This is a genomic window from Shewanella sp. SM74 (assembly GCF_025653725.1).
Taxonomy (GTDB): Bacteria; Pseudomonadota; Gammaproteobacteria; order Enterobacterales; family Shewanellaceae; genus Shewanella; species Shewanella oncorhynchi.
Map to the genome: position 1 here is coordinate 44637 of NZ_JAKKRZ010000002.1, position 21347 is coordinate 65983.

The following is a 21347-nucleotide window of genomic DNA, read 5'->3' on the forward strand; positions in this document are numbered from 1 at the left end:
TCTTTTCCGTTTTGTTTTTAAGCAAATGCAGTTACACTGTTATCAGCTTATTAATAAAAATTTATGAGTGTCATCACACAGATAGCTGCAGTTAAGTATTCTTGACTTAAACTTATCCTGTTTGAGCTCACCAAAAAAAATAGAGCGGATTTTTATGGCCATGTCAAAATCATATCCAATTTTTTTACTGCTTATTTTCTTAGGTCTTTTTGCTTGGGTATATCAAAGCGAAAATAGCCAATTACAAATCCAACAACAGCAAGAACTGGATAGCTTTAAAACCAGTTTAACCCGCTACCAACAATGGCAAGGTGATGGAGCCGAACTCTTCAAAAAACTTTCTGAAAATTACCCATTCCAATTTTTCCAATATATTGATGATACCGATGGCCAACGGAGTCATACTGAAGGTCGTTTAGACAGCCAACATCCTCATCCTTTAGCCCGTTTATTTTCTATCGAGCTCAGTCATACACAAAAATTGGCAACCGGTCGTTTACAAGTCAAACTCAGTGCAAACCAAGCGATTGAAACTTCGATTAGTCATACTCAAAAGCTCGGTGTCATGTTACTGGTGGCTTACCTTATCTTGCTGTTAGTGTTTATTCTGTTAATGTCAAAACATAGGGCGGCGATACGTTATGCTGCTGATTATATTTCAAAAATACCTGAGTTAGGGTTTTCTGCTGTCGCATCATCAAAACTCACAGATGAGCTAAACCCCATTGGAATATCCCTTGAAGAGTGTCGTCTTCAACTTAAAGCCCAAATCGATAAACTCAATCAAGAGAATGAAAAGCTGCATAAAGCGGCCTATCAAGACACAGTGACGGGTTTTGGTAGTCGCCAGCGCTTTACCCAAAAATTAGAAACCATAAGCAATCCCGATATTCCTCAATTGGGGCTGATGGCAATGGTTAAGGCGACAGAGCTTGCGCAAATCAATCAAAAACAAGGGCGAACAGCGGGGGATGATTATCTTTCAAGGGTGGCCAATTGTATCCGCAAAGCCTGTAGTAAGTATTCAGATGCAGAATGTTTCAGGGTATCGAGTGCTGATTTTGCCATCTTTATTCCTGATGTCATGCTGAAGGATGCGCCAAAATTTTTAGATCAATTAAAAATTTATCTCGATGAATATTTGCAGATGACAAAAGCGGAATCTGTTGCCCATATCGGTTTAGTTCCCTATCACCAAGGTACCGATGCGGTTAATTTACTGACGATTGCGGATACCGCAGTCAGCATAGCGCAGACCCTTGGGCCTAATAGTTATCATATCCAAGAAAAACTCAATGGTGACGAGCAGTTTGGCGATGATCGCTGGAAAATGGCGATCAATGATTTAGTCACTCGCCAAGCATTAAAATTCTACCAACAGCCAATTCAGCCCTGCCGAACTGATGTAGAGGTTTACCGTGAGTTGTTGGCGCGCTTTTACAATAGCGAAGGTAAGTTTTTACCGACCACCACAGTGATCGCTATGGCCGAACGTCACGGAATGAGTTCTGAATTAGATAAACTGGTGGTGATCAGTGCATTAAGAATGCTTAAGGAAAACCCGACCATTTCGGGTAACTTTGGCATCAATATCAGCGCATTTTCTGCGCATCAAGATATGTTTGTCGCTTGGCTAAAGGACATTTTAGGCAAGCAAAAATACATCGCCTCGCGCTTAGTATTTGAGATCAATGAGTCCGGTATGCAGTCTAACTTAGGGGCAAGCTATAAGTTCGTTCGCGAAATACATAGCGTTGGATCACGGGTGTCGATAGAGCGTTTTGGCATGAGCTTTACGTCCTTCAAATTCTTCAGTGAAGTGCGCCCAGACTACATAAAGCTTGATGGCAGCTACACGTCGAACATTGATGAAGACAGCAATAATAAATTCTTCGTCCGTATGATGGTGGATGTCGCAAGGCGGATAGGCATTCGGGTTATTGCGACCAGCGTCGAACGCCAAGAAGAAAAACTCACCCTCGAAAAACTCTTAGTTGATGGATTGCAAGGCTATTACATAGCACAGCCCCAAGCCATGGCGATTACAGATCAAATTTAATACTTTAACGGGTTAATTCGTCGCCAAAATTTACAGTAAAGATGGTTAACCCTGCATTCTATATGTTGTTTATGCAAACGGAAAAGTCGATAATACGGCCAAGATCCGTTTAGAAAAGTATTGAGATGACTGAATATCTCCTCTTGTTGATCAGTACAGTACTGGTCAACAATTTCGTTTTAGTGAAATTCTTAGGCTTGTGTCCTTTTATGGGGGTCTCCAGTAAACTGGAGTCCGCTATTGGCATGTCTATGGCGACCACTTTTGTGCTGACGTTAGCCTCTATTCTCAGTTACCTCGTCAACCAGTATCTACTATTGCCCTTTGATCTGAGCTACCTGCGAACCATGAGCTTCATTTTAGTGATTGCGGTTGTGGTGCAATTTACTGAAATGGTGGTGCAAAAAACCAGTGCTGCACTGCATCGCGCTTTAGGGATTTACCTGCCGCTGATCACAACTAACTGTGCTGTGTTGGGTGTTGCCCTATTGAACGTTAACGAGAAGCACGATTTTATCCAATCGGCTATCTATGGCTTTGGTGCTGCGTTAGGCTTCTCATTAGTGTTAATTCTCTTCTCGGCGATGCGCGAACGTTTAGCAGCCGCAGATGTCCCCTTACCTTTCAAAGGCGGCGCCATAGCGATGATCACCGCAGGTCTTATGTCCCTCGCCTTTATGGGATTCACAGGATTGGTTAAGTAAGATGTCCGGAATTTTAATTGCAGTCATATTGTTGACCCTATTGGCATTAGTCTTTGGACTATTACTCGGTTTTGCCGCCGTTAAATTTAAGGTTGAAGGCAATCCGATTGTCGATGAACTCGAAGCGATTCTGCCACAAACCCAATGTGGTCAATGTGGTTACCCTGGCTGTCGCCCTTATGCTGAAGCGATTGCCAACGGCGATAAAGTCAACAAATGCCCTCCCGGCGGCACTGCCACCATGGAAAAACTGGCGACCCTGATGGGCGTCGAGCCAGAGCCGCTGAATGCCGAAGCACAATCTCAAGTGAAAAAGGTAGCCTACATACGTGAAGACGAATGTATTGGCTGCACTAAGTGTATTCAAGCCTGCCCCGTGGATGCGATTATCGGTGCAGGTAAGCTTATGCATACTGTGCTGACAACCGATTGCACGGGTTGCGATCTCTGTGTTGAGCCTTGTCCCGTCGATTGTATTGATATGATCCCAGTCACCCAGAATCTTAAAAATTGGAACTGGCGTTTAAATGCCATCCCAGTGACTCTCATCCAAGACACTCTCATCAAAGAGATTCAGAACCAAGACCCACAGTTAGAAGAGGAAAAGCGGTGTTAACTTTATTAGATCAATTAGATAAAGGAACCCTTTGGCGCTCACCCGGTGGTATACATCCACCCGAAGTCAAATTCCTCTCGAACGCGACGCCGATTAGCCAACTGCCCTTAGCCGATACGTACTTAGTGCCCATTCCTCAAGTCGGTGAAAATTGCACACTTGCGGTAAACATCGGCGATAGCGTATTAAAAGGCACGCCGTTAACGCAAGGCACCTCCATTTGGCATTTACCTGTGCATGCGCCGACATCAGGCACTATCGTTGCCATTGAGCCAAGGGCCAGTAACCACGCCTCAGCATTGCCGGTTAATACCTGCGTTATCCAAGCCGATGGCAAAGACACTTGGTGTGAGCTGGTGCAAAATGAGCTTGATGATTTAACCCATCAACAGATGATCGATAAGATCCGTGCTGCTGGCATTGCAGGCATGGGCGGCGCGGCGTTTCCAACTCATATTAAGCTTAATCCGGTCAGTGAAATTGATTTAGTCATCATCAACGGCGTCGAGTGCGAACCTTATATCAGCGCAGATGACAGATTAATGCGCGAATACAGCCAAGATATCCTCGCCGGTATTGGCATTATTCATCGGCTATTAACGCCAAAACGCATTGTTATCGCCATTGAAGATAATAAGCCAGAAGCGGCAAAAGCCATGCAAGCTGCAGTCGTGCAATGTGGGCTCCCAGCGGACAGCATTCGGGTAACGGTCATTCCGACAAAATATCCTTCTGGTGGTGAAAAGCAGTTAATTCAAATAATTACTGGCCGCGAAGTGCCCTCGGGCGCTATTCCCGCCAAACTCGGTATCGTCGTGCATAACGTCGGCACTGCCTTTGCGATTCATCAAGCGGTTACTCAAGGTAAACCGCTGATTGAGCGTGTTGTGACTGTGACGGGCAAAAATGTCGGTAAACCGGGGAACTACTGGTTACCGATAGGCACACCTGTTGAGCATGTGCTGGCTGCGACTGAGTTCACGCCAGAGCCTGAACAAAAGGTGATTATTGGCGGGCCTATGATGGGCCATGCGTTGGCGAATATCCAAGTGCCTATTTTAAAAGGTACTAACTGTATTCTGGTGCCAAGCAGCCAAGAAATAGGAACTACGCCAGAAGAAAAAGCCTGTATCCGCTGCGGCGAATGCGCCAATGCCTGCCCTGCACTCTTATTGCCACAGCAACTCTTTTGGCACGCCAAGGCCGAAGAATATGACAAAGCTGCCAGCTACAATCTAAAGGATTGTATTGAATGCGGTTGTTGTAGTTACGTCTGCCCGAGTGATATTCCCTTAGTCGAGTATTACCGCATTGCCAAGTCCGCACTTAAACAAGCCGCCGATGAAAAGCAGCAAGCGGAGCGCGCTAAACAGCGTTTCGATGCCCGTTTAGCGCGTCTTGAAGAAGAAAAGCTTGCCCGTGAAGCTAAGGCCAAAGAAGCCGCAGAGCGCCGACAAGCGACTATGACTGGCACGGATAAAAATGCCGTCGCTGAAGCCATGGCACGGATCGCCGCGAAAAAAGCCGCAGCTGCACAATCAGCAACTGAAGAGTTGTCGACTGAAGAATCATTGAATCATCAATCAAACGTAATAAGCACTGATACGACAGACGCGCCCAAGGGTAAAGCTGCCGTTGCCGCAGCCATCGCCCGCGCTAAGGCGAAGAAAGCCGCCCAAGTGAATGCCAATGGTGCTGATACAAACGATGTGGTGAATGTTACTGCAAGTGATGAATCCTTCTTAGCAACAAATGCAATCGCGCAAGAAGTGCCGTTATCTCAGAAGGACAAAGTCGCCGCGGCCATTGCTCGTGCCAAAGCTAAAAAGGCGGCTCAGCAAGCCGATACTGCGCCGCTTGAGCCTACTGAAACCACTGACAGCACATCAGAAGCCAGCGCTGCCGATGATAAAAAGGCCAAAGTGGCTGCCGCAGTCGCGCGGGCAAAAGCCAAGAAAGCGGCGCAGCAAGCAGAAACCGCCGCTAGTGATATTGAAGTTAGCAATACTGACGTTAGCGTTAGTGATGTTAGCGTTAGTGACGTTAATGATTCAGAAGCGATTAAGAAAGCCAAAGTAGCCGCCGCGGTTGCCCGTGCTAAAGCGAAAAAAGCCGCGCAGCAAGTTGAGACAAATGCTGACAATGATTTAACTCAGACAGCGACTCCAGCAGTTGATTCCGCAGCTAGCGTTCAAGCAGATGTGAATGATGATACAGAAGCCGCCGCTACTGACGTTAACGACGCTGAAGCGATTAAAAAGGCCAAAGTGGCCGCCGCTGTTGCTCGTGCTAAAGCGAAGAAAATAGCTGCGGCATCAGCAGCTGAGTCTGAAATAGAGTCCGTTGACGACATTCAAACTAAAGCTAACATGGCATCGCCGTCGATAGCAGCAGCCAAACCTGAAGCCGTTTTACCATCCGCAGAACCCATTGAAACGGCAGCCTTATCAGGCGATGAGCTTAAAAAAGCACGGATTGCTGCGACCATCGCCAAGGCGAAAGCCAAAAAAGCGGCACTCGCTCAACAAACCGAAGCTTCGAGCGATTCAAATGTTGCTAATGATTAAGAACAGAATGATAAAAAGGGAACACAATGGCGTTTAAAATAGCCTCATCACCCCATGTCACACGTAATTTGCATACCTCAACTGTGATGCAAAGGGTGATTTTATGTTTACTGCCGGGCCTTGTGGTGCAATGCGCCTTTTTTGGCTGGGGCACGCTCGTGCAAGTCCTGCTGGCGATCCTTGTTGCCCTAAGCTGTGAGGCCGCGGTGATGAAACTTCGCAATCGTGATATCAAAGCCAGCCTTAGCGATAACAGCGCCATGCTGACCGCAATCTTGATTGGTGTCGCCATTCCTCCCCTAGCACCTTGGTGGATGATAGTGATGGGCACCGCCTTTGCGATCGTTATCGTTAAGCACCTTTACGGCGGTTTAGGCCATAACCTGTTTAACCCTGCAATGGCGGCGTATGTATTGCTGTTAATCTCATTCCCAGTGCAAATGACCACTTGGATAGCACCGAGTACCGTTGCGCTGCATTCGCCTAGCCTAGCTGAGAGCTTGCAACTTATCTTCAACATTGGCGCCCACGTTAACTTGGAACAGTTTCGTTTAGGAATAGATGGCATCGCAATGGCGACGCCACTCGATACCCTTAAAACCGATTTATCCCTAGGATTAACCACCACTGAAAGCCTAACTAAAGCCATCTTTGATGGCAGCACAGGCGTAGGTTGGTTCTGGGTGAATTTAGCTTATCTGGCTGGCGGTTTAGTGTTACTTAAACTGAAAGCCATTCGTTGGCACATCAGTACTGGCGTGTTATTGGGGCTCTTTGTTGCATCGAGTATTGGTTTCTTACTGTCGCCCGATACCCAAGGCAGTCCCCTATTACATTTATTTTCTGGCGCGACCATGTTAGCGGCATTTTTTATCGCAACCGATCCCGTCACAGCTGCAACCAGCCCCCGAGGTCGCATTATCTTCGGCGCGTTAATTGGTGTGTTGGTGTATATCATCCGCACTAAAGGCGGTTACCCTGACGCCTTTGCCTTTGCTGTGTTATTGGCTAACCTCTGCGCCCCCTTTATTGACTACTATGTGCGGCCACGCACCTATGGTCATTCAGCTAGCTAAGGCCATTTGGCGGACTAAGTCATGCTACAAGATAATGTCATTCTGCTGGCAACGAGAGCTTAAGGAAAAAGAGTTGAAAAATCCGATGATTAAAAATGGTTTTTTATTGGCGCTGTTTGCCTTGATTTGCACGGGTCTCGTCGCCGCGGTCAATCAACAAACCTTTGACAAGATTAAGCAGCAAGAACAACAGGAATTGATGCGAGTATTGCAACAATTAATCCCTGATGAAATACATGATAACGAGCTTACCGCTCAGTGTACCTTGCTATTAAACAAAGAAGCATTAGGCACGGATAGTCCAATGCCGGCCTATATTGCTACCCATGCAGGCAAGCCTGTCGCTATCGCCATGGAAGCCATCGCACCCGATGGCTATAGCGGTAATATCAAATTAATTGTTGGGATTAATATCCAAGGTGAAGTCTTAGGCGTACGTACCTTGTCCCACCAAGAAACCCCTGGGCTGGGTGACAAAATTGAACTACGTAAATCGAATTGGGTCACTCAGTTTGTTGGTAAAGTGTTGGGCTCTGCAGATGATAAGCAATGGTTAGTTAAAAAAGATGGCGGCGATTTTGACCAATTTACCGGTGCAACCATTACCCCGCGCGCTTATGTTAAAGCAGTCAAAAACGCGGTATGGTATTTCAGCACTAACCAAGCACAAATTTTCAGCCAGCCGCTAAATTGTGAGGCCAACCATGACTAATTATCGCGAAATTGCGTGGCAAGGACTGTGGAAAAACAACCCAGGCCTAGTGCAACTGTTAGGTTTATGTCCGCTACTTGCGGTTACTGCAACGATCACTAACGCCCTTGGCCTTGGTCTAGCCACTATGCTGGTGCTGATTGGCTCTAACATTTTGGTGTCACTGGTGCGCGACTATGTACCCAAAGAAATTCGTATTCCTGTGTTTGTGATGATCATCGCCGCGCTAGTCACCACAGTGCAACTGCTCATCAATGCCTATGCCTACGGCCTGTATTTATCCCTTGGGATCTTCCTGCCATTAATTGTGACGAACTGCATCATCATCGGCCGCGCCGAAGCCTTTGCCTCGCGTAATAATGCGTTTAGTGCCGCCTTCGATGGTCTAATGATGGGCCTTGGTTTTACTTTAGTGCTTACAGTGCTGGGCGCAACGCGGGAAATCTTAGGCCAAGGCACACTGTTTGATGGTGCGGATCAACTGCTCGGCCCATGGGCTAAATCGTTAACCATGCATCTATGGCAAGTCGATACCCCATTTCTCCTTGCTATGTTGCCACCCGGCGCATTTATCGTGATGGGATTATTGATTGCATTGAAAAATGTGATTGATAAAAAAGTCAAAGAACGCCAACCTCAAGTCGCCGCAGAACCGAGCGTTACCCGCGCACGGATCACTAAGGTAGGTTAGGCTTTCAAGTAACGACAGGCATTATGGCGCTCGTGTTAACGCGTTTAATGTGTGCCTAGCACATGATTAGCGGCAAAACTCAAAGCATAAGAAAATCAGCGAACGTGGGTTGTAAACTCATCAATCATCATTAATAAGATAGTGATAATGAACGGTTGAGAGTTGAAACCCACCACAGCGCAGGAATCGTACATGAATCAAGAAAAACGTATCCAGATCCTCACTCGTCTTCGCGATAACAATCCCAAACCTGAAACCGAACTCAATTTTTCAAGTCCCTTCGAACTGCTAGTGGCAGTGACGTTATCGGCCCAAGCAACAGATGTGAGTGTCAACAAGGCAACAGACAAGCTCTTTCCTGTGGCAAACACAGCCCACAGCATTTATGCCCTTGGCGTAGAGGGTTTAAAGCAATACATAAAAACCATAGGCTTATACAACAACAAAGCCATCAATGTGATCAAAGCCTGTGAGATCTTGATTGAAAAGTACAATGGCGAAGTACCAGAAAACCGCGAAGCCCTAGAATCTCTGCCCGGCGTTGGCCGCAAGACGGCTAACGTGGTACTAAACACTGCGTTTGGTTGGCCAACCATCGCCGTAGACACCCATATTTTTCGCCTCGCCAATCGCACTAAATTCGCGCCCGGCAAGAACGTAGTCGAAGTGGAAGAGAAAATGCTAAAAGTCGTGCCGGCGGAATTTAAAGTCGATGTACACCACTGGTTTATCCTGCACGGACGCTACACTTGCCTCGCGCGCAAACCCCGCTGTGGTAGCTGTATCATTGAAGACTTGTGTGAATTTAAAGAAAAAATATACCCTGAAGAATAAGCTTCGAATCAACTGAGTGGAGCAAATTGACGTTTCAGTGTTGTTTTCACATTGATTAGACTGGATTTCAGACAAACAAAAAGCCGCAATAGCGGCTTTTTTGCTTAACTTGGAACTGGGTCAACTCAAACTTGTATTAGTCGTTAAAACATTGAAACAAAAAAAGCACTGAAAAATAAAGCAATAACAACTGTGGTGCCTAAAGCCATTTTAAGTTCGGTGTTCATCATTCACTCTCCTAGTTGGTATGGCTACATTATTATCAACCCAGTGATAAAAACCCATGTTTGTATCTGTGTTTTGTGAGCGATAGCCAATTTATCGGCAATTTTCTCTTCTAAATCCTGAAAATTCCTCTTACAGACAATCATTTCCCTATCCTAAGCGTTAATCTGGGTCAAGCGCAGTAAAAACAATGGCTGACATTTATCGAGGTCCATCTACGGATTTTTGGTATACTCCACCCCGTAATCTATTTAGAGAGAGGACCTATGTCGCAACTATTACATACTATGATCCGCGTCGGTAACTTAGAACGCAGTATTGCTTTTTATACTGAAGTGCTCGGCATGAAGCTACTTCGCACCTCTGAAAATCCAGAGTACAAATATTCTTTAGCTTTCGTGGGTTACGGTGAAGAATCCACAGGCCAAGCCGTGGTTGAACTGACCTATAACTGGGGTACTGACAAATACGATTTAGGCACTGGCTTTGGCCACTTAGCGATTGGCGATGAAGATATCTACGCCCGTTGCGCTGCTATTGCCGCAGCCGGAGGCAAAGTAACACGTGCACCAGGTCCAGTCGCAGGTGGCACCACAGAGATTGCCTTTGTTGAAGATCCAGACGGTTATAAAATTGAGTTCATTCAAATGAAATCAGCGACTCAAGGTTTAGGTTAAGTCCTGCCAACTGAACCCGAAAAATAGCTGAGCAAGACTATTTATTCAGCGACAAATGCCGGATCTTCATTCGGCATTTTTGTTTTTATACTTTAGATCTCACATTAGGCACAAAGAAACATAAATCAAGCCAGTGATTTACTGCTCGCGCCATGCGTCTAAACCGACTTTATCGAAGCTTTATCTTGTGTCAGCTTTCGCTCGGTTTTGTTCGCCACTTTACGGCTGAAATGACGTTTAAACCAAGGCGTGCGCCACAGCAGCAACACACTAAAACCTACGATATACAGACTCGGCTCGATGATTTCCGATTTTACCGACCAGTAAAAATGGATTGGCGCTAATATAGCGACTAAATACACCCCATTATGCAAGGTTTGCCAACGACGTCCCATCTTGCGCATCAAGGCTTTAAACGAAGTTATCGCCAAAGCGGTGACGATAAGATAAGCCACTGCGCCGACTAAAATATACGGCCGTTTTACCACCTCGCTAAACAGTAATTCCCAAGCAAACAACAGATCTAAACTAAAAAAGGCCAAGATATGCAAAGTGGCATAGGCAAACACATATAACCCCACTAAACGGCGGGTCAGCATCAACAGCCCTTGCTTGGTCAACTTGGCAATCGGTGAGATCAGCAAGGTCGCCGCTAGTGCATTTAATGCGCCTATGCCTGTGTAGTGGATAATGTGCTGCACGGGATCGCCGCCTGCACGGCCAAGCACCACTGTAAGCACAAGGTAGACGATGGGCACTAAACCCAACAAATGAAATAACGCTTTTAGCCAAAACAAGTGCTTAGCGGTTAATCTCAACATAGCTTGTCCCCGCTTAATGGCGAATCCCCAAACAACAAACCAATCATCAATAGTATTTCCTCAGATCCATGCCGTCATACAGTGAAGCCACAAACTCGCCGTAACCGTTGAACGGCTGGGTATCGATGCGGGTTGCTGAAAACAATCCCCCCTCGCCGATACGACGCTCTGTGGCCTGCGACCAGCGTGGATGATCCACCGCCGGATTAACGTTGGCATAAAATCCATACTCGTGTGAAGCAAGCTGATTCCAGCTGGTCGGCGGTTGTTTATCCATGACGCGAATTCGCACGATTGATTTAATGCTCTTAAAGCCGTATTTCCACGGCACCACTAAGCGAATGGGCGCACCGTTCTGCGGTGGCAAGGTTTTACCGTACAACCCCACCGACATTAAGGTTAAATCGTTCATTGCTTCGGCTATCGTGAGGCCTTCAACATAGGGATAATGAATACCACCGCCCATTAATCGGCTCTTCTGCCCCGGCATTTGTTCGGGATCGAAGGCGGTTTCAAAGGCGACATACTTGCCCTTACTGGTGACGCCAACTTTTTTCAATAATGCCGCCAGCGGGAACCCCACCCAAGGGATCACCATAGACCAAGCTTCAACACAGCGCAGGCGATAGTTACGCTCCTCAAGCGGGAACATTTTAGTCAGATCATTAAAATCTAAAGTCATGGGCCGTTCAACTTCACCTTCGATACGCAGGTGCCAAGGGTCGACTTTAAAGCCTTGGGCATTATTGAAGGGATCTTGCTTGTCCGTACCAAATTCGTAGAAATTATTATGCTGCGTCACTTTATCAAACGGGGTTAACACATCGGCGTCACCGTACTGCTTATTGGATTGAAACGTCAGTGGCGTAGTGATAAATGAGGACTTAGGTTGATCGCCAAATAGATCGAATAATCCAGCCTGCACATAACCGGGCACGCTGGCACCGATAGCACCGAGTCCCATGGCTTTTACAATTTGCCGACGCGAGCGAAATACCGCTTCGGGCGTCACTTGGTTGTCTTGCATGTGCCACTGCGCTTTTTTAAGAATACCTGGGGTAAAACGGGAATTTTTAGCCAATTGACACCTCTACCATCCAATGATTAAAGTCACCGAGTTGCGATAAAAACCTTCTCTGGCGCTCGTCTGTATCGCTCACTCTTATATAGACAGGTAAAAGCCAGAAAAACTTTCCACCCGTGAATAAATTCACCTTAAACGTATAAGACTTGCTCATTCAAGCATTAAGCGCAGATATAGTTGATTAAAGGGCTTGAAGCCTGTTGGGGGGCATGCGAACCTAAGCGCCAAAGCTAAAGGAGTGCTATTGATCATGCCATTTTCTCAATCTTTTTCTGTCGCCGAAATCATCGGCCTTCTCGCCATTGCCTTCTTAGGCCTGTTGATCGGTGCTCTGCTCAATCAAAGACTCACCCGCCAACGCTGGCAACTACACAAAGACCAACTTGAGCAAGAAATGCGTCAAGTAAATGAAGATGCAGAATTATCCTTAGCACAACAGCAAATTTTGGTCGATGACAAAGAAGCGCAATTACGTCAATACCAGCAACGCCTTGAGCTCAAGATTGAACAACTGGGCAAAGCCGAGGCCTTAGCCGAACGCGTTCCCACCTTAGAGCAGCAATTAAATGATAGCCAGCGCCGTCAGTTAGAGATCCAATTAGCCCTGTCGAAATCCAATGCCATGCAGCAAACCATTCAAGCCAAGGCCGATGCCCAGCAAGAATCGCTGCAGGATAAAATTGCCAGCTTAGAATCGGCCGAAGTGCGTTTACAAACCCAATTTGAAAACCTCGCAAACCGTATTTTTGAAGAACGTAGCGAAAACTTTAAGCACCAAAATGCCAGCCAACTCGAAGGCGTGCTTGGGCCATTAAAACAACAGCTAGAAGGATTCAGACAGCAAATTCGTGAATCCTACACCCACGAACAATCCGAACGCAGCGCCCTCAAACATCAGCTTGAGCACTTAAGGGAGCTCAATCTAAAGATGAGCCAAGATGCTATCAACCTGACCAAAGCACTCAAGGGCGATAACAAGCAACAAGGTAATTGGGGTGAAGTGATCCTCGATCGCGTGCTGCAAGAAAGCGGTCTACGTGAGGGCCATGAATACCATACTCAGCAAGATCTCAAAGATGATAGCGGTAAACGCTTTAAGCCGGATGTGATTGTGCATCTGCCAGAAAATAAAGATGTGGTCATCGATGCTAAGATGTCGTTGGTCAGTTATGAGCGCTACTTCAACAGTGAAGATCCGGCACTGCGCCAACAGGCCATTAACGAGCATGTCATTTCAATTCGCAGTCACATTAAAGGCTTAAGTCAAAAGGATTATCAACATCTGCATGGCCTTAAGAGTCTCGATTATGTATTGATGTTTATTCCTATCGAACCGGCATTTTTACTGGCATTGGAGCATGATCCTAGCCTAGTCAATTTTGCCCTTGAGCAGAATATCATGCTCGTTAGTCCAACGAATTTGTTGGTGGCCCTGCGCACAATTAACAATATTTGGCGCTACGAATATCAAAATCAACACGCACAAACCATTGCAAAACAAGCGGGTCGAATTTACGACAAGTTATGTGGTTATATTGAAGACATGGAAAAACTCGGCCGCGCCTTAGATAATGCAGAAAAAACCTATCACAGCGCAATGAACAAGCTGTCATCGGGCAAAGGCAACCTAGTGCGTCAAGCCCATTTAATGCAGCAGCTCGGGGTCGATACCAGCAAACAACTGGATAAAATGCTGCTAGAAAAAGCACTCAATGAAGCCCAAGACGATAACGACACTCAGGATGACGACGCTGAACTTAATCTATCGCATACCCGCGATCCTAAGGACACAGAACTCGAGCCTGTCGAGTGCAATGATAGATAACAAGAATTGAACACCCATTAATTACCTCAAATCGATACGGACATGTCGATTGATACCTTGATGCCCGGAGGCAAACGCTCCATGTGCAAAGCAGTTATAAATGTGGTTATATCCAGTGCAATATTGCTCGCAGGCGCATTGAATGCCCCTGCTGCACTTGCGTTAACGTCAACGCAGAAAACCTTTCTTGAGGCTGAAAAAGCCCTGAAGAAGCAAGATTATGCAACCTATAAACCCCTACGGGCAAAACTAGGTAATTATCCGCTCGCGATTTATTTAGATCATGATATCGACATAGGTGCTCTTAATGCCTTACAGGGTTATGCAGCTAAAGCCTTGATTGAAAAATATGAAACCACACCCATGTACAATAGGTTACGGTCTAAATATTTAAACAATGCTGGTAGCCAAAAACGCTGGAATGATTATCTTGCGATCACCCCAGAAGCGCCTACCGACATCCGCCTGCAGTGTTATTACTATGAGGCGAAACTCGCCAAGGGCGATCTAAAAACGGCTTATGCGGCCGCACAATCACTTTGGGTATTTGGGGGTTCGCGCCCAAAGGAATGTGATCCTCTTTTCAACACATGGACCAAAGCCGGTAAACGCACTCAAGATGTCGTATGGGCGCGAATGATGCTGAGTTTCGAGGCTGGCGAAACGAGTTTACTGAGTTTTTTATCCCAAAAAATCACCACCCATAGTAACGAAGCTAAGCGTTTAGTCGCCGTCTATAAAGATCCCAATAGCCTGCGCCATACCGAAAAGTTTAAAGATAAAAATCCCATTGTCGGTGACATTGTTGCCGCAGGATTAAAACGCCTTGCCCGTAAGGATCTCGACCAAGCCATTAATTTGTATGAACGGTATCAAAAGGCCCATCGTTTTACCCCAGAACAAGCGCAGCAACTCGATAAATACCTTGTTCGCCGCATTTTAATTGAACAAGATGATAACTATAAAAACTATGTCGACAATGTGCTCACTGAGCTGAAAAATGACGACCTATTTGAGCGCCGTTTAAGATGGGCTATCCGCGATCACGACATGCGCAGTATTGCCCGTTACTTGAACCTACTCCAACCAGCAACCTTGGCAAAGGAACGTTGGCAATACTGGCTTTATCGCACCAATGCCAAAGAAGCGCCTGAAAGCGCCATAAAAGCGCTCGCGACAATCAGTAATGAACGTAATTTTTACGGTTTTGCTGCTGCGCAGTTCTTAAATAAACCGGTATCACTCAATCAAAGCCCTGAGCCTGTTGTTGATGCCAATAGCCAAAAGTTAACCGATGATCTGGGTTTTGTGCGCGTGCAAGAGTTAATGGCGCTCGACCGTTATTTTGATGCTCGCTATGAATGGATGTCGCTACTAAAACGCAGTGACAATACGATGCGAGCACGCTATGGACGCTATGCCCATGAACAGGGCTGGTACGATTTTGGTGTTGAAGCCAGTATTCAAGGTAAGTTGTGGGATGATATTCCTCTACGCTTCCCTATGGCACACCAAGCCGGTTTTGAGCACGCCAGCAAAAAGCATAGGGTTAACATCGATGAGATCCGTGCGATTAGCCGCCGCGAAAGTGCATTCTATCTTTATGCGACCTCGGGCGTAGGTGCCCGTGGCCTAATGCAAATTATGCCTGCCACGGCCAAAGCTACCGCCAAAAAACACGGGGCCAGATATAGCGATCCAAAGGATCTCTACAGCGCAGAGCTTAACCTCAATCTTGGTAGCGCTTACTATGCCCAGCTGTTGAAAGAGTTTAACCAAAACCGCATCCTCGCGACGGCGGCCTATAACGCGGGTCCCTCTCGCGTGCGTCGCTGGTTATCAAACTCTGATGGCAAACTCGATGCCATGGGCTTTATCGAGGCGATTCCCTTTACTGAAACCCGTGAATATGTTCAAGCCGTCCTCAGCTATCGATTGATTTATGAGGCGCAAAAGCAAAAAGCACAGCCATTATTCAGCGAAGCTGAGCTTAAGTTTGCTTACTAACTCGCGACATGAAAAGGAACTCGATACTCAGCAGCATCGAGTTCCTACTTTTCAGCATACCCTAGGGTAAAGCTCATGCTTTAACCACCAAAAATTCTAAATGTTATTCTCTAAATTCAAATAATTAGCAAAGCGAATAATTATTCAGCAATCACGCCGTTTTATCGAAAACTTGTTTGCACTGAAGGGCGTTAAATGCGAATAATTAGTATTAAAGCATTAAGAATCCCATTACACCCATGATTAACCTTAGTTCGTTAACGCTTAGCTGCGAATACCAACCCTTTGTCAATCCTCATACTTTAGCCATCGACGGCTATGAAGCCTTAGCACGCTTTTACTTGCCTAATGGTGATGCGGTTGCACCTAATATTGTGTTCGAGCAATTGCATGAATCCACAGAAATACTCGCTGCAGTTGAATATCAAGCCAAGGCATTTCAACTCATCCATGCGCCGAGTCAGCAGCGAATTTTTATCAATGTTGATCCCCACGCCGTCGATGGACCACATACCGCCAAGCTCATTCGTTTGCTGTCCCACTATGAACGAGTCACGGTCGAGATCATCGAAAACACCTGCATTAACGATGCTCAGCTGGCCAGTCAATTATTCACTCAATTTAAACAAGCTAAGATACATGTGGCGCTGGATGATATTGGTGCGCCCCACTCCATGCTCAGTGTCGATCTGATGATGAACGTGGATTATCTTAAATTTGACCGTCATTGGTTAACGCACATAACACACCCAGAGGGAGCCCAATTATTAATTGCATTGGTCAACTTTGCCAAAAAGACTCACAAACAATGCATTTTAGAAGGCATAGAAACTGAAGCTCACTTAGCCTTTGCGCGCGATATCGGTGTCGACTTTGTCCAAGGCTTTTTGTTTAAATCCTGGTTTATTCGCCCCACCAGCAGCCAAGCACTGTGCCTTACGTAAGATCAGGCTAAAACGGTTTACATTCGCGCCACCAGCCCACTCAAGACCAGACCTAATGCTGTCGAGTAATTGATTTAGCACTAGAAATGCCACTGGATATACGGGCGATGATCCGCCATAGTGATAACGCACATCAGCTTGCAAATGCACCTTAAGCACACTTCCAAATGTATTAGGAGTCGCCCGTGGCACAATCTGGGATCAGCGAATTACTACAACAACTCGAACAAATATTGCTGGGCAAACCTAGGCAAATTCGTCTCGCTCTAGCCTGTATTCTCGCCCGTGGGCACCTGTTGATTGAAGACTTACCCGGCATGGGTAAAACCAGTATTTCCCATGGTATAGCCCAAAGCTTAGGTTTGAGCTATCAGCGGATCCAATTCACCAGTGACATGCTGCCTGCCGACATTCTCGGCGTATCGATTTTTGATAAACATCAAGCACAATTTATCTTTCATCCTGGACCAATTTTTAAGCAGATGATTTTGGCCGATGAAATTAATCGCGCCAGCCCTAAGACACAAAGCGCTTTACTCGAAGCGATGGCCGAACAACAAATTTCCGTCGATGGCATCACCCACAGATTGCCCAATCCTTTCTTTGTAATCGCGACTCAAAATCCCACCGATCAATCCGGTACATTTTCGCTACCAGAATCGCAGCTCGACAGGTTTATGATGCGTCTTTCTATTGGTTATCCAAGCCACGATGCTGAACTCGCTATGCTTAAGAGCAATCATAACCACTTAACCTTAGATCAATTGCCCCAATGCCTGACACCGATGGCCTTAATGCAACTGCAAGAGCAGTGCGACAAGGTCAGCGCTTCCGATGCCTTACTCAATTATATTCTGGCCTTAGTGAGTTTTTCCCGTAGCCAAAGTGATAGCGTGGGGTTATCACCCCGTGCCACCAAAGCGCTATTACAAGCAGCTAAGGCATGGGCCTTTTTAGAAGGTCGACATTATTTAGTCCCCGAAGATGTGCAAGCGGTATTTTGTTGTGTAGCGGAGCATAGACTCAGAACCAGTAGCCAATTACAGGGTGAAGCCCTATCTGAGCGAATTCTCGCCAGCGTTAACCCTATTATGTAGCAAGATACTGTAATGAGGAGATATCGCTAAAGTATGCAGTTAACCCATTAAACTAAGGAAATAACTCAGAAGTGAAACGACTGATACTCCCGACTTTCATTCCGACGTTAGTCCCGATTTGGCAACGTTGGTTAGCAAGACGCTTGCCACCGAGTCCCGAAATAACCTTAAGCCATCGCAGCATTTTTATTCTGCCGAGCGGTTTTGGGTTAGTTTGGCTTGGTCTGGTTTTACTCTTATACTTATTCGGCACTAACTATCAAAACAACTTAGTCATTGGCCTCAGCATCTTACTCCTAAGCCTCTTTAATACCTGCATTCTATACAGTTACAAAAATCTGGCCGGCTTACATTTACGGGCCACGACGCCGCCCGAAGTCTATGCGGGCGAAACCTTAACCTTTCCCGTCCTCATCAGCACTCACCATAGTGGCCATAACATACAACTTAACTATCCGAATAATCGCACTTATACGGTGCAGAACCTGGGTACAGATGAACAACAAGCGCTCGTGCCCTTCGAATATCATCAGCGGGGTCATGTGTCACCGGGTCGGCTCAAAATTGAATCCTTCTATCCCTTAGGGCTTTGCCGCGCGTGGTCACATGTGGATTTAGCCATTAGTCACTTAGTCTTTGCCCAGCCGATTGAAGCGCCGCTACAGCTTGAGGCTGATCATACCCAGTCGGAGCAAGATCCCCTGTTACTCGCGGGTAAACATGTGTCGGGGATTGATGAGTTTAAAGGCCTTAAACCCCATGTGCTCGGCGAATCCCTCAAGCAAGTGGCATGGAAACAATGGGCACAGGGTCGCGGCATGCTGACTAAAGAATTCCAGCAGCCTCAAGGTGATCCCGTCTGGTTAAGGCTCAGACCCGATGCCAAACGCCTCGAAACCCAATTGAGTCAGTTAAGCTGGCAAGTCAATAAACTCACGCAACTTGAGCAGTATTTTGGCTTACATCTGCAAAACCCAATGGGAGACGATGTTCTGATCGCGCCCGCGATAGGCAATCACCATAGGATCGCCTGTCAAAAAGCCATTGCCTTATATCCACAATTAGCGCCTTCAACGGCGAAGCCCCCATATCAGTCATCAGCCGCTAATCAGCCACAAAAAACGAATCAAGCTCCCCGCAAGCAGCATCATATCCCTACTTCGAGGGAGCAAGTATGAAGTTAGCGGCCAATAGCACGACACCTCAAATCGGCGACAATATTAGCCGCCAGACACTTTTTTGGTTATTGATCACCAATATTGCGGTATTAAGCCCACTATTTGATAAAACCACGCCTTGGACTTTGGGCATTTGCGCTATCTGTTTGCTGTGGCGTGTGGGGATTTATGTCGGCAAAGTGGCAAAACCACCGCGTTTTTTGGTGACCAGTCTTGCGATCGGCGCCGCAACCACATTGGCACTCGTTTCAAAGGAAATCGGCTTACTCAATGCGCTAGTGAATCTGCTGCTGTTAGGTTATGCCTTAAAATACATTGAAATGCGTAATCAAAGGGATGTGCGCGTTGTCGTCCTCGCGGGCTATTTTATTATCGCGCTGACCTTTATCGACCATCAATCCCTGCTTAATACCGCGCATTTACTCGTGGTAACGCTGATCAATACCTGCGTACTCGTGACTTTGTATCAAGATAAGCAATCCTTAAAACACACGGCTTGGATCGGTGGCAAATTTTTACTCCAGAGCCTTCCCCTCGCGCTGCTGTTATTTTTAGTGTTACCGCGTCTTGCACCGCTCTGGTTAGTGCCTAACATGAAAGAAGCCCAAACGGGCTTGTCCGATAGTCTAGCGATTGGTGATATAGGTAAGCTCACCCGTTCGACTGAACTTGCCTTTAGGGCGAGTTTTACCAATGCAACGCCCATTAATGCCGAGTTATATTGGCGTGCCCTCGTGATGGAGAACTATGATGGTGTCACTTGGCGCCAAGAAGCGGGGATTAAACAGTTGCAAAAAGATGCGCTGCTGTTTCCGCCCTCACGGCCCAGCCCAGCATTGATGGTCAATAATCCTGATCCCATGAGTGATCCCATGAGCAATAGTCCTGCTCCGATAAGCAGTGAAGATCAAGAGATCGCATTAAGTAAGCAAGATAAGCATAGTATTCGTTATCAAGTGATTGCTGAGCCGAGCCACCAGCCGTGGTTATTTGGTCTCGATGTGGCCTATAGCCAAGATGATAACGTGGTCAATATGCCCGACTATCGGCTGTTGGCGCTGCGCAATATCGATCAGCGAATGAGTTATCAAGTAGAGTCTTGGCCTAAGGCTAAGATGGATCTCAGGCTATCTGCGCGGCAAAGGCAGATTAACCTCGAACTACCGAGCCAAAGTAATCCACGCACTTTAACGTTAGCTGAGCAGTTTAAGACTCAGTATCCCGAGCCTAAGCCACGATTGTGGGCCATGATGCGCCACTTCAATACCGAGCCTTTTTTCTACACACTCACGCCTCCCCCCCTTGGGCCGCAACAAGTAGATGATTTTCTATTTGAAAACAAAGCCGGATTTTGTGTGCACTATGCCGCAGCCTTCATTGTTATGGCGCGGGCCACAGGCTTACCCGCGCGTATGGTCACAGGCTATCAGGGCGGAGAGTTTAATCCGCAAGCGGGTTACTACAGCGTGTATCAATATATGGCCCATGCATGGGCAGAGGTTTGGCTCGAAGGTGAAGGTTGGGTGCGTTTCGACCCGACCGCTATGGTGGCGCCCGATCGTATCGAGCAAGGATTCGACGCTCAATTTGATCCCGCACTGAGTTACCTGCAGGAAAGCCCTTTTAGTAGCTTACACTTTAAATCCATGCCTTGGCTCAATGAGTTAAGACAACGTTTTGCCAGCATAGATTATTACTGGAGCGTTTGGGTATTGGGTTTCAATCAAGATAGGCAGAATCAAGTGCTCAGCGGCATCTTAGGTGATGTAACTAACACTAAAATCGCGGTTTTTATGGGGCTGTGTATCAGCCTTATCGTGCTCTATATCGCCTACAGTGCGGGGCTATTACATTTTAGCACTCAGGGCGATCCTATCAGCGCCCGCTATCAACAGATCTGCAATCGCCTCGCCCGCCATGGTATTAAGCGTAATGACAGTGATGGGCCAAACCAATTTGCGCAGCAGATTATCGAGCAATACCAACACAGTGCACCACAGCTTTGCACGCTGATGCACACCTTGACCCAAAGTTATGTGGCGCTGAAATATCAAGATTTACCGGCTGATGACTATCAAGCGCATTTAACCGCATTTAAAGCGGCGGCGAAGCAACTCAACTGGTTATTGCTCAGAGCCAAAGTGAAAGATAAGTTCACGCTAGCCTAGCATTCGTCAACTGAGCTATAACTGACGATACATCATCGGAGCAAGCACCAATAAACACCTAA

General features: G+C 46.6%; 17 protein-coding genes. 15 read left to right on the forward strand and 2 right to left on the reverse strand.

All coding sequences use genetic code 11. From position 1 onward, the window contains the following. Positions 1-154: 154 nt before the first annotated feature. The 9 genes from L5M49_RS02340 to gloA all read left to right on the forward strand — a co-directional run bounded on the left by L5M49_RS02340 (position 155) and on the right by gloA (position 10161). On the forward strand, positions 155-2059 hold the full coding sequence (locus tag L5M49_RS02340) for a GGDEF domain-containing protein (RefSeq protein WP_212600557.1): 1905 nt from the start codon (positions 155-157) through the stop codon (positions 2057-2059). A 125-nt stretch (positions 2060-2184) separates the two neighbouring features. After that, positions 2185-2763, forward strand: a complete 579-nt coding sequence (rsxA, locus tag L5M49_RS02345; RefSeq protein WP_006081543.1) for an electron transport complex subunit RsxA — start codon at positions 2185-2187, stop codon at positions 2761-2763. Position 2764: 1 nt separating this feature from the next. Further along, positions 2765-3379, forward strand: a complete 615-nt coding sequence (rsxB, locus tag L5M49_RS02350; protein ID WP_028760015.1) for an electron transport complex subunit RsxB — start codon at positions 2765-2767, stop codon at positions 3377-3379. Further along, positions 3373-5946 carry an electron transport complex subunit RsxC gene (rsxC, locus tag L5M49_RS02355; protein ID WP_263265374.1) on the forward strand — a complete coding sequence of 858 codons (2574 nt, stop codon included), beginning with the start codon at positions 3373-3375 and terminating at the stop codon, positions 5944-5946. The genes rsxB and rsxC overlap by 7 nt, the downstream gene beginning before the upstream one ends. Before the next feature lie 26 nt (positions 5947-5972). Further along, positions 5973-7022 carry an electron transport complex subunit RsxD gene (gene rsxD / locus L5M49_RS02360; RefSeq protein WP_263265375.1) on the forward strand — a complete coding sequence of 350 codons (1050 nt, stop codon included), beginning with the start codon at positions 5973-5975 and terminating at the stop codon, positions 7020-7022. A 73-nt stretch (positions 7023-7095) separates the two neighbouring features. After that, on the forward strand, positions 7096-7734 hold the full coding sequence (gene rsxG / locus L5M49_RS02365) for an electron transport complex subunit RsxG (protein WP_105252444.1): 639 nt from the start codon (positions 7096-7098) through the stop codon (positions 7732-7734). Next, on the forward strand, positions 7727-8425 hold the full coding sequence (locus L5M49_RS02370; RefSeq protein ID WP_028760019.1) for an electron transport complex subunit E: 699 nt from the start codon (positions 7727-7729) through the stop codon (positions 8423-8425). The genes rsxG and L5M49_RS02370 overlap by 8 nt, the downstream gene beginning before the upstream one ends. Before the next feature lie 192 nt (positions 8426-8617). Continuing rightward, entirely contained in the window at positions 8618-9259 is a 642-nt protein-coding gene (gene nth, locus L5M49_RS02375) for an endonuclease III (RefSeq protein ID WP_168825144.1), read from the forward strand. A gap of 491 nt (positions 9260-9750) precedes the next feature. After that, positions 9751-10161 (forward strand): lactoylglutathione lyase, encoded by a 411-nt coding sequence (gene gloA / locus L5M49_RS02380; protein ID WP_006087315.1) that lies wholly within the window; start codon positions 9751-9753, stop codon positions 10159-10161. A gap of 158 nt (positions 10162-10319) precedes the next feature. On the opposite strand, the gene msrQ is transcribed toward gloA, so the two are convergent. Beyond that, positions 10320-10982 carry a protein-methionine-sulfoxide reductase heme-binding subunit MsrQ gene (gene msrQ / locus L5M49_RS02385; protein ID WP_263265376.1) on the reverse strand — a complete coding sequence of 221 codons (663 nt, stop codon included), beginning with the start codon at positions 10980-10982 and terminating at the stop codon, positions 10320-10322. Positions 10983-11028: 46 nt separating this feature from the next. Next, on the reverse strand, positions 11029-12063 hold the full coding sequence (gene msrP / locus L5M49_RS02390) for a protein-methionine-sulfoxide reductase catalytic subunit MsrP (RefSeq protein ID WP_263265377.1): 1035 nt from the start codon (positions 12061-12063) through the stop codon (positions 11029-11031). A gap of 253 nt (positions 12064-12316) precedes the next feature. Here msrP and rmuC point away from each other — a divergent pair, with 253 nt between their 5' ends. The 6 genes from rmuC to L5M49_RS02420 all read left to right on the forward strand — a co-directional run bounded on the left by rmuC (position 12317) and on the right by L5M49_RS02420 (position 21285). Continuing rightward, on the forward strand, positions 12317-13891 hold the full coding sequence (gene rmuC, locus L5M49_RS02395; protein WP_173245045.1) for a DNA recombination protein RmuC: 1575 nt from the start codon (positions 12317-12319) through the stop codon (positions 13889-13891). A gap of 81 nt (positions 13892-13972) precedes the next feature. Beyond that, on the forward strand, positions 13973-15898 hold the full coding sequence (locus L5M49_RS02400) for a transglycosylase SLT domain-containing protein (RefSeq protein ID WP_263265480.1): 1926 nt from the start codon (positions 13973-13975) through the stop codon (positions 15896-15898). A gap of 239 nt (positions 15899-16137) precedes the next feature. Beyond that, on the forward strand, positions 16138-16842 hold the full coding sequence (locus L5M49_RS02405; RefSeq protein ID WP_113939636.1) for an EAL domain-containing protein: 705 nt from the start codon (positions 16138-16140) through the stop codon (positions 16840-16842). A 185-nt stretch (positions 16843-17027) separates the two neighbouring features. Then, the gene (locus L5M49_RS02410) at positions 17028-17939 is read left to right on the forward strand and encodes an AAA family ATPase (protein WP_263265378.1); all 912 of its coding nucleotides are present in this window, start codon (positions 17028-17030) and stop codon (positions 17937-17939) included. Positions 17940-18010: 71 nt separating this feature from the next. Further along, the gene (locus L5M49_RS02415; RefSeq protein WP_263265379.1) at positions 18011-19117 is read left to right on the forward strand and encodes a DUF58 domain-containing protein; all 1107 of its coding nucleotides are present in this window, start codon (positions 18011-18013) and stop codon (positions 19115-19117) included. Next, positions 19114-21285, forward strand: a complete 2172-nt coding sequence (locus L5M49_RS02420) for a DUF3488 and DUF4129 domain-containing transglutaminase family protein (RefSeq protein ID WP_263265380.1) — start codon at positions 19114-19116, stop codon at positions 21283-21285. Before L5M49_RS02415 ends, L5M49_RS02420 begins: the two co-directional genes overlap by 4 nt. Positions 21286-21347 lie beyond the last annotated feature (62 nt).

Excerpts from the sequence above, each read along its gene's own strand:
- L5M49_RS02340 (WP_212600557.1), top strand. The coding sequence starts at position 155 with ATGGCCATGTCAAAATCATATCCAATTTTTTTACTGCTTATTTTCTTA.
- rsxA (WP_006081543.1), top strand. The coding sequence starts at position 2,185 with ATGACTGAATATCTCCTCTTGTTGATCAGTACAGTACTGGTCAACAAT.
- rsxB (WP_028760015.1), top strand. The coding sequence starts at position 2,765 with ATGTCCGGAATTTTAATTGCAGTCATATTGTTGACCCTATTGGCATTA.
- rsxD (WP_263265375.1), top strand. The coding sequence starts at position 5,973 with ATGGCGTTTAAAATAGCCTCATCACCCCATGTCACACGTAATTTGCAT.
- L5M49_RS02370 (WP_028760019.1), top strand. The coding sequence starts at position 7,727 with ATGACTAATTATCGCGAAATTGCGTGGCAAGGACTGTGGAAAAACAAC.
- nth (WP_168825144.1), top strand. The coding sequence starts at position 8,618 with ATGAATCAAGAAAAACGTATCCAGATCCTCACTCGTCTTCGCGATAAC.
- gloA (WP_006087315.1), top strand. The coding sequence starts at position 9,751 with ATGTCGCAACTATTACATACTATGATCCGCGTCGGTAACTTAGAACGC.
- msrQ (WP_263265376.1), bottom strand. The coding sequence starts at position 10,982 with ATGTTGAGATTAACCGCTAAGCACTTGTTTTGGCTAAAAGCGTTATTT.
- rmuC (WP_173245045.1), top strand. The coding sequence starts at position 12,317 with ATGCCATTTTCTCAATCTTTTTCTGTCGCCGAAATCATCGGCCTTCTC.
- L5M49_RS02400 (WP_263265480.1), top strand. The coding sequence starts at position 13,973 with ATGTGCAAAGCAGTTATAAATGTGGTTATATCCAGTGCAATATTGCTC.
- L5M49_RS02405 (WP_113939636.1), top strand. The coding sequence starts at position 16,138 with ATGATTAACCTTAGTTCGTTAACGCTTAGCTGCGAATACCAACCCTTT.
- L5M49_RS02420 (WP_263265380.1), top strand. The coding sequence starts at position 19,114 with ATGAAGTTAGCGGCCAATAGCACGACACCTCAAATCGGCGACAATATT.